At 47.2% G+C, this 13,124-nt stretch carries 15 protein-coding genes; 6 read left to right on the forward strand and 9 right to left on the reverse strand.

Translation table 11 applies throughout. The features are described from left to right. Window positions 1-16: 16 nt before the first annotated feature. The 4 genes from BRW63_RS13630 to BRW63_RS27675 all read right to left on the reverse strand — a co-directional run bounded on the left by BRW63_RS13630 (window position 17) and on the right by BRW63_RS27675 (window position 3,193). The gene (locus BRW63_RS13630; RefSeq protein WP_073071977.1) at window positions 17-742 is read right to left on the reverse strand and encodes an SDR family oxidoreductase; all 726 of its coding nucleotides are present in this window, start codon (window positions 740-742) and stop codon (window positions 17-19) included. 343 nt (window positions 743-1,085) lie between these two features. Continuing rightward, the gene (locus BRW63_RS13635; protein WP_073071979.1) at window positions 1,086-2,066 is read right to left on the reverse strand and encodes an acetyl-CoA carboxylase carboxyltransferase subunit alpha; all 981 of its coding nucleotides are present in this window, start codon (window positions 2,064-2,066) and stop codon (window positions 1,086-1,088) included. Between the two features lie 138 nt (window positions 2,067-2,204). After that, the gene (locus BRW63_RS13640; protein ID WP_073071981.1) at window positions 2,205-2,711 is read right to left on the reverse strand and encodes a phosphate-starvation-inducible PsiE family protein; all 507 of its coding nucleotides are present in this window, start codon (window positions 2,709-2,711) and stop codon (window positions 2,205-2,207) included. 359 nt (window positions 2,712-3,070) lie between these two features. Continuing rightward, complete coding sequence (locus BRW63_RS27675; protein ID WP_317615817.1) at window positions 3,071-3,193, reverse strand: hypothetical protein; 123 nt, start codon at window positions 3,191-3,193, stop codon at window positions 3,071-3,073. Between the two features lie 348 nt (window positions 3,194-3,541). Between BRW63_RS27675 and BRW63_RS13645 the strand changes: the two genes are divergently transcribed. Beyond that, window positions 3,542-3,748 (forward strand): hypothetical protein, encoded by a 207-nt coding sequence (locus BRW63_RS13645; RefSeq protein ID WP_073071983.1) that lies wholly within the window; start codon window positions 3,542-3,544, stop codon window positions 3,746-3,748. Window positions 3,749-3,767: 19 nt separating this feature from the next. Here the strand turns inward: BRW63_RS13645 and BRW63_RS13650 are convergent, their stop codons facing one another. Then, window positions 3,768-5,522, reverse strand: coding sequence for a hypothetical protein (locus tag BRW63_RS13650; protein ID WP_073071985.1), 1,755 nt, complete (start codon window positions 5,520-5,522; stop codon window positions 3,768-3,770). 7 nt (window positions 5,523-5,529) lie between these two features. Continuing rightward, complete coding sequence (locus BRW63_RS13655; protein WP_073071987.1) at window positions 5,530-6,741, reverse strand: glycosyltransferase family 4 protein; 1,212 nt, start codon at window positions 6,739-6,741, stop codon at window positions 5,530-5,532. 99 nt (window positions 6,742-6,840) lie between these two features. On the opposite strand from BRW63_RS13655, the gene BRW63_RS13660 reads away from it, so the two are divergent. Then, window positions 6,841-7,806, forward strand: a complete 966-nt coding sequence (locus tag BRW63_RS13660) for a glycosyltransferase family 2 protein (RefSeq protein WP_223257378.1) — start codon at window positions 6,841-6,843, stop codon at window positions 7,804-7,806. A gap of 32 nt (window positions 7,807-7,838) precedes the next feature. Here BRW63_RS13660 and BRW63_RS13665 read toward each other — a convergent pair whose 3' ends face one another. The 3 genes from BRW63_RS13665 to BRW63_RS13675 all read right to left on the reverse strand — a co-directional run bounded on the left by BRW63_RS13665 (window position 7,839) and on the right by BRW63_RS13675 (window position 10,027). Further along, window positions 7,839-8,717, reverse strand: coding sequence for a YwqG family protein (locus BRW63_RS13665; protein WP_073071990.1), 879 nt, complete (start codon window positions 8,715-8,717; stop codon window positions 7,839-7,841). A gap of 37 nt (window positions 8,718-8,754) precedes the next feature. Further along, a complete protein-coding gene (locus BRW63_RS13670) occupies window positions 8,755-9,525 on the reverse strand; it encodes an Rpn family recombination-promoting nuclease/putative transposase (RefSeq protein ID WP_073071992.1) in 771 nt (256 codons plus the stop codon). A gap of 70 nt (window positions 9,526-9,595) precedes the next feature. Beyond that, a complete protein-coding gene (locus BRW63_RS13675; protein WP_073071993.1) occupies window positions 9,596-10,027 on the reverse strand; it encodes a hypothetical protein in 432 nt (143 codons plus the stop codon). Window positions 10,028-10,158: 131 nt separating this feature from the next. On the opposite strand from BRW63_RS13675, the gene BRW63_RS13680 reads away from it, so the two are divergent. From BRW63_RS13680 to BRW63_RS13695, 4 genes are all read left to right on the forward strand, one after another. Further along, window positions 10,159-12,009 carry a DUF5942 domain-containing protein gene (locus tag BRW63_RS13680; RefSeq protein WP_073071995.1) on the forward strand — a complete coding sequence of 617 codons (1,851 nt, stop codon included), beginning with the start codon at window positions 10,159-10,161 and terminating at the stop codon, window positions 12,007-12,009. After that, window positions 12,006-12,230, forward strand: coding sequence for a hypothetical protein (locus BRW63_RS13685; RefSeq protein ID WP_073071997.1), 225 nt, complete (start codon window positions 12,006-12,008; stop codon window positions 12,228-12,230). Before BRW63_RS13680 ends, BRW63_RS13685 begins: the two co-directional genes overlap by 4 nt. Further along, on the forward strand, window positions 12,231-12,722 hold the full coding sequence (locus BRW63_RS13690) for a GNAT family N-acetyltransferase (protein WP_073071999.1): 492 nt from the start codon (window positions 12,231-12,233) through the stop codon (window positions 12,720-12,722). A 115-nt stretch (window positions 12,723-12,837) separates the two neighbouring features. Continuing rightward, window positions 12,838-13,119 (forward strand): type II toxin-antitoxin system RelE/ParE family toxin, encoded by a 282-nt coding sequence (locus BRW63_RS13695; protein WP_073072001.1) that lies wholly within the window; start codon window positions 12,838-12,840, stop codon window positions 13,117-13,119. The last annotated feature ends 5 nt before the right edge of the window (window positions 13,120-13,124 follow it).

Below are 13,124 nucleotides of genomic sequence, written 5' to 3' on the forward strand. Positions count from 1 at the left end.
AAAATCGACGCGCAGCTTAAAAAGTGCCAGCGTTGGGCATCAAAATTAACTCCTCAACCACAGCTTGATGAGGCACAAGCGTTGCGTAGAGAATGGATTGGGCGACAACTTCTGGGGTCAACATCATCGAGCGATCGAAGTCAGCGTTAACGGTGTCGGTGTCCCAAAGGGAGGTGTTGACCGAGCCAGGAGACACGGTGATCACCCGAATGCCGTTGGCACGCTCTTCTGCCGCCAGAGTTTTTGACAACGCCAGTAGACCAGATTTGCTGACGCAATAAGCGCCCCAGCCGGGAAACGTCTGATGCGCGGCGATCGAGGCCACGTTAATAATCGTTCCCTGCTTGCGCTCACGCATTCTTGGCAACACTCCCTGAATGCACTGCAAAACGCTGGTCACGTTGAGATCGATGACTCGCTGCCAGTCGGTGAGTGACATCTCCATCAGAGAGCCTGTGTAGCCCATGCCAGCGTTATTGACGAGAATATCAAGCGGGCTAAACTCAGCCGCGATCGTCTCAATCTGCGATCGCACTTGAGCGACTGCTGACAGGTCGATCGGATAAATTTGCACCTTGACACCAAATTGACGGGCGATTTCTGCCACTGCTTCTAACTGAGGTTGAGAGCGGCTCACCAATGCCAGGTGAATTCCAGCTTCAGCAAACGCGAGGGCAGTTGCTTTGCCAATTCCGCTACTCGCGCCAGTAATCAGGGCGCGTCGTTCTGAGTTGAGGGTCATGCAATACTCGTGTTAACTCAAATGTGAGCAGGCGTTCTGAACGTTAGCTACTAACTTTAGGCAACTCGCTTATAAAGAAGATAGAAACGAGGATACAAGCCGGGACATTAGCGCACCAAAAACAACAGAACACCGATAAAAACGAAGAACTCTCTAAGCGTGGTTAAACCTTTATTAGAGCCGTTTGAAGAACTCGGTCGCCACCTTCGATCATAGTCCTCACTAGAGCTAAAGCATCAGTTCTAGCGAAGACCCACAAATTGAAGAATTGTAAACAATTGTTACATTTAATTATGTTAACGCAAAAAGGAGAGTTTTCTCTCAGCAGCTCATTCTCTTCTGGTCACGCCGTCACTTCTGCAAACACGCCAATGCTCCGGAACTTTTGATAGCGAAGTTCGCGGCGCTGTTGTCCACTCATCTGATCTAATTCGCTGAGATTTCTGAGAATGGCTTCTTTGAGAATCTCAGCCGCCTTTAATGGATCGGAATGGGCACCCCCGATCGGTTCTGTTAACAATTCGTCTAAGATGCCTAAACCCATCAGATCGGCTGCCGTAATTTTTAACGCTTCGGCTGCCTGATGCGCTTTTGCCGCATCGCGCCAGAGAATTGCAGCACAGGCTTCTGGCGTGGCAACCGTGTAGACAGAATGCTCAAACATCATCAAGCGATCGCCCACCCCGATGCCCAGCGCACCGCCTGAGCCGCCTTCGCCAATCACAGTGCAGATAATCGGCACGTCTAGCCGAAACATTTCTCTGAGGTTATAGGCGATCGCTTCGCCTTGCCCTAGTTCCTCGGCACTCAAGCCTGCATAGGCTCCGGGAGTGTCAATAAACGTCAGAATCGGCATCGAAAACCGATTGGCATGTTCCATGAGTCGCATGGCTTTGCGATAGCCTCCAGGCGATGCCATGCCAAAGTTGCGCGTAATGTTGTCTTTAGTGTCGCGCCCCTTTTGCTGACCCAACATCATCACGGGTCGCCCATCTAGACGCGCTACGCCGCCCACGACTGCCGGATCGTCATAGCCGCCGCGATCGCCGTGTAGCTCCATCCACTCGTCGCTGATCGCCTGAATATAGTCAAAGGTGCTGGGTCGTCGCGGGTGTCGGGCAACTTGCAGACGCTGGGCCGCCGATAAGCTGCTAAAAATTTCTTGACGAAGCTGCACTGCTTTTGCGTCAAGGTGACGAATCTGTTCGGTCACATCGACATCATTTTCTTCCGCAAGCTCACGAATTTGAGCGATGCGGGATTCTAGCTCTGCGAGGGGCTTCTCAAAATCGAGGAGAATCGGTTTGCGATCGGGGGTAGACATAGCTCAGGGGCGCTTCGCGTTTAGTAAAAGTTCAAGCTGATTAAGGAGTCGAGCTTTCTAGTATCGCACTCAGCATGGGTTGTCCAAGGTGTGAAGACTAAGCTCTAGCCTACCGACAACCCACAGAGATCACAACTCCTAATGCCCATTCATCGTAATCTTTTCTTTATTGGCCTGATAGTTTTCAGCAATTCGTCGTTCGGGGTCAACGCCGCTAAAAGTAGGGGGCAGCCAAACCCGCACAATTAACAGCAGCGCCATTACCATCAAAAACGCACAGGTTGCTAATACTTGAGTCCATTCCACTTCTAAGACTCCACGCACGATTACTTCTCGCAAAACTGACACGATCGCCACTTCAACCGCTACGCCGATCGACACTCGTTGTTCTTGTAAATAAATAATCAGCAGTCGAAATAGCTCAACCAAAATCAGCGAAAACAAAATGTCTGCGGTGACTTCTCGAAAATTTAGGGGAGGCAGCAGAGAAATAAACAAATCTCTAAGCTGAACTACCATGACGCAAAACAAACCAAGGCACAAAGAGACAACAATTCCATCTTGAACCGTCTCTAAAGTCCGAACTAGATGACTCCGGTTCAGCGTCTTAATCCAGGAAGTTGAGGAGGATTCTGTAGTCTGCATAAAGGATAAGTCTCGATCGCTGGGCAGTTCTATTTAACAATGAGCCAAACTTATTACACAAGTCTTTAACTATCAGTTTATTCAATGATTCTCATTGTTAGACCACTTGGGTCGCTCAAATACAAAACCGGGGTGAACTCTCTGATCCACCCCACACAAACCCTTCTGGACGTTGCTGAATCACAGTATAGACCCCTGAATTTACCCTCACCCTAGCCCTCTCCCAAAAGGACAGGGGACAAGAGTTCTATCTCTCTCCCAGGGGAAGGGTTAGCGAGAACTTCGCCCCACTGCGTGAGGAGGGCAATTCATCTCTGTATTCAGCAACGCCCAATTCTATTTAAAACTTCTAAATCATTTCAGAAGGTTACATCGACATCATTTTCTTCGGCAAGCTCACGAATTTGAGTGATGCGGGATTCTAGCTCTGCGAGGGGCTTCTCAAAATCGAGGAGAATCGGTTTGCGATCGGGGGTGGACATGGCTCAGAGTCGCTTTGCGTTTGGTAAAAAATTCGGGCTGATCAACGAAGACTTGAGTTCTCTAGTATCGCACTCAGTGAAGGGTGTTTTGGGTGTGAAGACTGAATTACGCTTTTAGGATCGTGGATTAAATAATATCGGTTACTTGCAGCGTCAACGTGCATGGCAATGCTGTGCCCTTACAAAAATTCCGGCTTTACACAGCTATGTGAAAGATCCTGATAGTACGTGGCTGGAGCTAGTGGAGTATCGCGAAGCTTACGCATTTTGGTAGGTGAACGAGGCTGCTGAGAAGTTTTTAACGTGCTAGATTAATTGCGTGAAGATCGAAGGATATTGGGTCAGGCTATGAGCTTTAACGATGTAGTAGAAGCAATTAGAAGCCTCTCACTTGAGGAAAAGCAAGACATACAAAATCTCATGACTCAATACCTAAGAGAGGAGCGACGAGATGAGCTATACCAAAGCTACCAGAAGAGCCTCCTCGAAGAGCAGAATGGTGAATTGAAGTTTTCCTCAAATATTAATGAATTAAAGCAACTGATCGAAGAGTGAAGATGGAATGTACTGGACTTTATTCAGGGAGACGAACCTGCGTTTTGCGTTGAGTAATGCAGGTTGCCTTCAGAAGAGTTAGACTCTGACTCTCGAAGGCTACACACTCGTTTACTCGGCTTGACAAGGCTGAGATTTTTCCTTGCTGCAAACGAGTTGAAGCTTCGTTAAACGCTGGCTGAAAGCTTTGAAGCCAACTTTTGTTGAGCAGATATTCAGGGGTGAAGGCGGTGCGATCGAGCAACCAAAAATCAATCCCATATTTCTCGATCAGTTGCTGAACAAGTGCCAAGTCTGGACTGTATTGAGCCTGAATCAACTCGATACTTCGCTGACGAATCTGGCGATAGTAACCTAGATGAAAAGGGAGGGCATATTCTTTGCCGATTAAGACCGATCGTCGCGCAAATGTCGGAATACTATTTGCCTCATCTGAGAGGGTTGCAACCAAGCTATCTTGAGGCTGCTTGTGTAGGAATTGATAGAGCGCTCCTTCTCCAGAGATTCGATAGTTTGTGGCGGGGAAACTGGGCGAAAAGCTTGGAAATAGAATCAGTAACGCCCCGATTAATCCGGTTAATGTCAGTCTCCAAAACAAGGGTTTCCAACGGTCAGCCCTCGCGAGTTCTTCGCACTTGAGAAGCACAGCGTCTAGCAGGACGGTCAGCACAATGGCAGCGGCGATCGCCAAAACAATTCGCCAGGTGTGGGTGGTGTATCGAGTCGGAAAAAACAGCTTGAGCAGCAGCGCGTGAGCCGCAAGAAACAGTCCCAGAGACGCTAGTGCCGTTTGAGCTAAGACTACGACTTCACGGTTAAGCCGTTTGATTAATGGGAATCGAGACAGATTTTGAGCCACGATCGGCAACCCTAACCCTACCCAAATCAAAGGTGGTAACAACGGAGGCAGAATGCCGCTATGCTGTCCGGTCAGCCAAAACCGCCAGAGATTGGGATCAAAATAAGGATGCCGTCCACCAGGATACAGTTCTGGCATAGTCAGTGCTTCAGCTTTGGTGACGATCGGGTTAAACTCCGCCGACAAAAAAGCATAGGGTAACAGTGCCAAAAATCCTAATCCTGCTGCGAAGACAAAATCGGGAATGCGTTCTCGATGAAGATGCCAGTGATCCCAGTTCCACAACCGTAGAAATAGGACTGCGATCGTAATCAAAACTAAGGGTGGATAAATTAAGGCTTGCAGGACGATCGTGATCATCACACCGAGCCGAATATGATGCAGCAAATAATATAAAAACGCTAAAAATAACGGATATACAAACGCTCTAGGAGTCGCAGAACTTAAGTCATCTCTAAACCATAGGCTTTGATTGAGCAACAGCATCGCGATAAAACCAGTCATCGGAATTGGGAACAGTTTTAAACAAACTCTAAACCCGTAAAGAGTCGTCACAACACCAATCACAATCGGCAAAATTTTACTCAGCAAGAGTGGCTGAATACCGAGGTTTGCCATCAGGTGATAAATCGCGGCATATCCAGGCGGCGTAATCGATTTGAAGTAGTCTGCAATCAAATCGTGAGGGAACAATGTTGGATCGACAAATTGCTGCATCCAAAACACATACTCTCGCGCATCGTCTTGAACAACGTATTCGGCTCTAAAGGCTTTTTGCAGCCCTAAACTGCCGTAATAGAGTGCGAATCCTAGACTTAGACTTAGCCAAAGTAAGATCGATGTAGACCGTTTGGAGCGATCGCCAACCTCATCGATCGGAGTGGTCAAAAGCTGGCGCAAGCGAGAGATTATCATTGCGAGTTTATCCTGTCAAAACTTGCTCATAACATTGTCCGGCACTCTCCCAGGTATAGTCGGTTTCTACGAGGGCGCGTGCCTCACGAGAAAGGCTTTCTCGCAGCGAAGCATCTTCAAAGAGCCGAGCGATCGCGCCTACATATTCTTCGACCCGATTTGCCCGCAGTGCTCGTAATGGAGTATCAACCCCATCGACGGCTAACCCTTCTAAGCCGCGATCGCTGGACACGATCGGGGTTCCGGCTGCCATTGCTTCTAGTGTTTTATTTTTGATTCCAAACCCAGTTCGCATCGGAATCACGCAGACGGTTGCTTGATGTAAATAATCTGCCATTGCAGGAACGCGACCTGTGATGGTAATGCCGGGACGATCGCCCAGTTGCAAAACCTCTGAAGGCGGACGTGCGCCCACTAATGCCAGCGTTGTGTCAGGATATTTTTTCTGCAAAATCGGTAAAATTTCTAAACTTAAGAATTGCACAGCATCAATGTTTGCCAGGTTATCCATTGCGCCAATAAAGATTAGTTTATGTCCTTCTGGCTCTTTAGTGCGATAAGGAAACTCAGTGAAGTCTACACCATTAGAAATGACTTGAAACTGAGCGTTTGGATTGAATGCGTGTAATTGTGCTCGATCGTCCTCCGTAGTGACTACGATATTCGAGAATTTATTGCAGTAGCGTTGCTCATAGCGTTTTAGAAGCGGCAAATTTAAGCGATCGCGCCATTGATTTTCTGATGTTTGGGTCTGTAATTGATTTTTACAAGTCCCATACACTGAGCTATGTACGTTCACGACAGTACGGAGTTGTTTTTGAAACTCAGGACGCACGTAGATTTCATTGACGCTGTGTTCGCAAGTGATCACCTGATAGTGATTAGATTGAATTGCTCGATCGACCCAATCCTGCATTTCTGACGAGTAGGAAGACAAGACGCTAGGCGGAATTCCCTGCTGCAAAAATTGGCTAAAGCGCTGAATTTTTGAGAAAATGTCCGACTGAGAAGAAGGATTAAGACGATCGAACACGACCAACTCGGCAACCCATTCTCGTAACGCTTTGATTTCAGCGTCAGTCACCTCTGGCGATTTCAGCGTTGCCACCGTGACTTGATGATCACGACTCAAATATTTCAGCAAATTGAATGTCCGCACCTGAGTGCCTCCCTGAGTGGGCGGGTAGGGAAAGGTGGCTGAAAGCATCAAAATGTTCATCACGGCGGCTAAGAGGACTGAGTTAATGTACCCGGTTTAGAGGTTTCAGTGATTGTCTGTGCAAATCTCGCCTCCTTGGTCAATATTAGAGGCAGTTGAGTGAGTTGGTTTTTTATGTCGATCGTCAGCGTTTGCATTCCGACCTTTAATCGCAAAGAATTATTGGCGATCGCCATTGACAGCGTTCTCCAACAGACTCATCAAGACTTTGAACTGATTATCTGTGACGACGGTTCGATCGATGGCACATCCGACATGATGGCTCGGTTACACGATCGTCGGATTCACTACATCCGACATCCTCAAAATATTGGCAAAAGTAATAATATGATTTCTGGCTTTAAAGCCGCAACTGGAAAGTATTTTATTAAATTTGACGACGACGATCGCTTAACTCCCAGCTTTTTAGAAAAGACAAGTCAACTATTAGATAAAAATCCTCAAATTGATTTTGTCGGCACCGATCATTGGGTCATCGATTCAAACAATGTCCGTAATGAGAGTTTGACTCAGTTAAATTCTCAAAAATGGGGAAGATCAGATCTGCTTCAAGGAATGGTTGAAAACTTGATAGAAGTGACATTTGTTAAACAAAGTTTTCAGATCGGGGCAACTCTCTTCCGGCGAAAGGTTCTAGATGAAGTTGGATATATGCGATCGAACATCCAAAACTGCGAAGATAACGATCTTCTCGTCCGACTTGCATTGGCAGGAAAACAAGCTTATTATCTGCCCGAAAGACTAATGGAATATCGAGTTCATGCAGAACAACAAGGACTCGATCGCGCCATTCCCTACTTAAAAGATAAATTGAACTATCTAGAAAGCTTTCACTTTGAGTCGGAGAAAATAGAGAAAGTGAGGCGAGATCGTCTCTTAGAAACTAAGCTTCTGCTCGGACTTCGGCTCATTCAAATTGGAGACACTCAAGCAGGTCGAAATCTAATTAATCAAGGAAAACTAGCTTCACCTAACAAGGCACGAGTCGGACTTGCATTGTCTCGACTGCCGATGAGTTTAAGACAAAAGGCGTTTACGCTTTTAAAGCAGATTAAAGCCTCTTAAAGTAATACATCACTCTTTGGCTAATCGGCTTACTAGGGACAGTCCCAATTGTATAGAACGTTTGAAAAGTCAAGCTGACTCAGCGCCGACGCTTTGATGAAGAAGTTGCAAATACCAATATCGCCCCATTGAATCTCAATTTTCTCCCTTGCACTGTCGTCAGAATTAATTTGTAATAGTAGAATCCATTGTTCCTTATTGTCATTGAAGTGAGGTCGAGGATCTTCTTGAGTGAAATGTGGATATCCTCCTAACTTGTGTGCCTGTATATCTGATATCTGCCCATACTCATCCAGAAGCAAACAATCATCTTCATCGCTATTGATCAGATTGTAAAACTCACTGCCAAGCAACTCTTTGCACTGGTAATCATATAGAGTAATCGGTGCAGATTTCGATTGGAACGTTAACGCAAAACACTCATCTCGCTGCGGAGAATATCTGGGATGAACCGAAAAAGGAGTATTGTAAAAGTCTCTATCCCACAACGTGGGTAGAAAATCAAAGTTTGTAACTAGGTTTTCTTCATTAGGATCAGGATCAGGAAAATAGAGAACGCGAAAATAAGCCTGACAAGTCGGTTGCTCAAAAATTAATCCATAGAAGCTCTCGTTCCAACCGTTTGTAACATCAACATCTGAAATATAAAACTGAAGAATGCCTTTCTCAGGGTAGTTCTCAAGTCTAGGTATCTCCACAAAATTAATTTGAGCAAGCAAGTACAGGTATTCTCCTTGTAGAGTTTTAGGATAATCATAATTCTTAGGCATATAGGGAAAGCCCGCAAATTTACTTTGCCACAAGGTTGTTTCGCTTGTTAACTGAGTTTGAATTGCAATGTATGGTTTGACTGTTGCTTCGAGCTTACTTCTAAACTTCTCTAAACCAACTGGGAGATCAAGACTAACCATATTTTTCAATGCTCACAGGGTGTTTTTGCACGTAAGTTTAGCTTGGCGAAGACTGATCCATTTGCTGTCGAAGTTGCTGCACTTCCTCGATCGATAAACCCGTTCCATGAGCAACTGCTTCTACTGGAAAGCCATCTCTCAGAAAGTTAATGGCGATCTCCCGTTGTTTTCTTGCTTCTCCTTCTGCCAGGATAGAACGATAGACGGTGGATTCCTGCATAATGTCTCTCCGCAGTAAACGATAAATAACCTCATCTTCCAATTTTATCCCAGCTAGAATCGCTGAGGCTGCGATCAAATTGGCTTGCATTGTTGGGTCTGAAATTTGGTTCACCATTTGGGCAACCTGACGCAACATTGCTTCTGAATCATCGGTTTGACCGAGGGCAGCAAAGGGAAGCAGTCCGGGATATTGGAGGAAGAATGCTGCGGGTTGCTCCCACAGACAAACCACATCGAATTCGTGACGAGTGCGCTCCATCGAAAAGCTCGTTTGCCGAACAAGATCAGATCCAGTCGGCTGAAGGTAGACTACGACCTGTCGCATCATTTTGTCGGGATATCGCCTGTACACTCGCACGCGGTAATCCAACATGCGGAACGGAATATCCCGTTTGGGACGGGTTTGAAACTCTAGGTGCAAAACAGACTCATCCGACTCCAGCAAAATCAGGGCATCGGCTCGAATCGGTTCGAGGGAAAGTTCGGAAGGTTTTAGCTCCGTCAGGGTAATAGACTCTCCTAGCAGCCAACTGGCAAAGTCGGCGGAGAAGTTTTCGGCAAGAAATCGGCAGGTATCGTCATACATGGAGAGATTGTATGGCGTATCACACCGATTTGATTTCGGTTAAACCCAAAACTTATGAACTCCAAGATTGTTAAAGATGAGGTTGTTGCTGCAATTTTTGCCAGTCTTTGGTTAAAGCTTGACCCCATTTTGCCGCTAGATCTATCTGAGTAAATGGGATTTGTAGGGATGGTGGCTGATTGAACACAAACTCAAGCCCGATCGCTTTACCCCGACTCGGAGGCAACTGCAAATCCACCACTTGCCCATCGACTAACAGATGAATCTCTCGCACATCTTGCAGCGAAAACGTTTGCAAATTCACAGGTGCTTTGCGGGTTGGTTTGCCCCAAGTGAGCGTGTCGCCCGTTTGACCCAACACTGCATACACGTCATATTTGGCACGATCGAACGGTTCTGCCCAAACGCGATAGGCTTCTATTTTTTGAAATTCGTTGCGACCCGCCCACGCTAGACCGATAAACGCCGCCAATAAAGGTAGCCAGAGAAGTCCGTGAATCATAAGAATTTTGAGTTGAATAACCTGCCTCTATCCTATCGAGGTCTTTCACGCAAAACTTAAAACTCAAACCCCAAAACTCACCGAACTCTGAGCTATGTTGGTAAACAAGCAAGACCTTGAATAGAGATTTTATGAGAAAGCTAGTGCTGGCGGGCTTATTTGTGGTTGGGCTGGTTTGGGCGATCGCCAATTTTTCGGGCTTGGCAGCGCACGGCACCTATGACAGCATCGTCTTAGACTTTAAAGAAGACGTAGATTCTGCCCAGATTGAGCAACAGGTGCAGACGATCGCGCAAAAATATAACGTTCGTCCTCGTCTAAACAGCGAATTCTCACAAGCCGATCACCTTTACACGGTCAAAGGCGACAAAAATCTCTTAAACGCCCTCAAACGATCTGACCTCAAGCAATACACCGAATATATCGAGCCAGACTATATCTATAGCATTCCAGAATCTCAGGATTTTAAGGTGATTGTCCCAGTTAGCAAAGAGGCGCAGCCGATTCAAGCGACGGGTCAAGCACCCAACGATCCGCTTTATAGTCAGCAGTGGAATCTGCACAGCATTAACGTCGAATCGAGTTGGCAAGACACGAAAGGAAAGGGTGTAACCGTTGCGGTGATTGACACCGGAATTGCGGAAGTCCCTGACTTGAAGGAAACGAAATTTGCCAAAGGATACGATTTTGTCAACGATCGCGATGATGCCAGAGACGATAACGGTCACGGCACTCACGTCGCAGGCACGATCGCCGAATCGACCAACAACGGTTTTGGGGTTGCCGGAATTGCTTACGAAGCAACGCTCATGCCGTTAAAAGTTCTCAGTGCTAGCGGTGGCGGCACGGTCGCCGATATTGCAGAATCGATTCGATTTGCGGCAGATCACAATGCAGATGTAATCAACATGAGCTTCGGCGGCGGGGGCGAAAGCTCGGCAGTGTCAGAAGCGATCGACTATGCTCACAAAAAAGGTGTTCTGATTGTCGCCGCCGCCGGAAACTCTGGTCAAAACTCGGCATCCTATCCGGCTCGTTATCCTCATGTCTTGGGAGTCGCTGCGCTCGATTCTTCAGGTCAGAAAGCTCCTTACTCTAACTTTGGGGCAGGCGTTGATATCTCGGCTCCAGGCGGCTCTATATCAGGAGACAACCCTGCTGGCGGAATTTTGCAAAACACGATCGACCCCTCGACCGGAGAATCGACGTTTGCCGCGTTTCAAGGCACCAGCATGGCGGCTCCTCATGTGGCGGGGGTTGCGGCTCTCGTCAAAGCATCGGGTGTAAAAGACCCTGACGAAGTTGCGGCGGCGTTAACGCAGTCTGCTCGAAAGGTGCAAGACGACGGACTTAACCACTATGGCGCAGGCAAACTCGATGCTGCTGCTGCCGTAACCTTAGCACTCAAAGGCAAAATCACCTTCAACGATTTCTTCCGGTGGTTGCGCGATCGTGGCTATCTCAATCCGCTTTTTTGGATTGATGGCGGTGTGATTGGGCTGGCTCCTAAACTGGCGATGGTAGTCGGTTCCTACTTACTGGCGTTCTTCTTACGCAACTACTTTCCCTTTGCCTGGGGTTGGTCAATGGCATCGGGTTTGGTTGCTGGAAGTTCGGGTTTGTTCTTTCTCAAGGGCGTTTATATCTTTGACTTGCCGCAGTTTCCGTTTCGGGTGATGGGTAGCTCGATTCCTGAGCTGGGTAGCTCGATTCAAGGAAGTAGCGCCCTCAACCCATTTTTTGCAAGTGTGCTGATTCCCACGGCGCTGATCGTGCTGCTGTTGGGTCATGCTCAGGGGAAATGGTTTGCGATCGGGTCTACGATCGGAGTGACTGCCTGTCTCGCGGTGAGTGCGGCGATCGATCCGCAACTCATGTGGTTGGGCGATGGTTTACTCGCTCGTGGATTTCTGATTGTGAATGCGCTTTTATGCTACGGCTTAGTTCGGCTTGCTATTAAACCAGGAGATGAACTTACATGAGCATTACGGTGAAAGGGGTGATCGATCGCAAAGGCTTCGGCGCTGGAACTTGGGCGATCGACTCCGAACAGGGCGAAACCTACGAGATTCACAACCCACCCAGTGAGCTACAAAAAAAAGGTCTGAAGGTCAAGATCGAAGGCAAGATTCGAGATGACATCATGACTCTAGCGATGATCGGCCCTGTGTTAGAGGTCAAGAAATTCGAGATCGCGAAATAGATGAACGTTCGTTATCGAGAATTTCTGATTCGTGATTGGGAAGACCGCGATCGCGATTCGGCTGCTCAGATTATTGGCTCAGTGCTGGCAGACTATGGGCTGAGTTGGGAGCCTCTGGGAGCCGATCGCGATGTCTTAGAAATTGAACAGTTTTATCAAGCAACAGGCGGTGAGTTTTGGGTGATTGAGCGCTCAGGTCAGCTAGTCGGCACGGGCGCTTACTATCCGGTGTCACGAGGCGAAAACGCGGTCGAGATCCGCAAAATGTATTTTGTGCCAGAGGTGAGAGGGCAGGGTTTAGGGCGATTCTTGCTGAAGGAATTGGAGAGGGCGATCGCCGATCGTGGATTCGATCAAATTTGGATCGAAACTGCCAGCGTTCTCAAAGAAGCCGTCAAACTTTACGAAACTAGCGGCTATCGATCGGCAACGGGTGTTGAGACAGAACGGTGCGATCGAGTTTACGTTAAACATTTGTCGCAAACAGAATGATTGTTTTTCCCTTGCAAGGAATGTCGTCCAAAAGTTTGTTATCTGGATTAATTACCAAGATTAGAATCTATTACTGTCGTTTGACGATAGTAACGCTGTGCAGTAGTATAGTATTGTGATCGTAAATTTCAAGTCTGACGAGACAAAGCTGGTCTTTGACGGCTTTATATCTCGCTATTACCCAACTGACATCCAAAAGATTGCTCTACGTAAGCTTCTCCTGCTCAACGCTGTGACATCAGTTAATGACTTGCGTCCACCTGGAAATCGATTAGAGAAATTAGTGGGCGATCACAGGGGGCAGTATAGTATCCGTATCAATAGTCAGTGGCGAATTTGCTTTGTCTGGACAGAAGAAAACAATGCGGCTCAAGTTGAAATTGTAGATTATCACTAAGAAAA

This window comes from Phormidesmis priestleyi ULC007, from assembly GCF_001895925.1.
GTDB classification, from domain to species: Bacteria; Cyanobacteriota; Cyanobacteriia; order Leptolyngbyales; family Leptolyngbyaceae; genus Phormidesmis_A; species Phormidesmis_A priestleyi_A.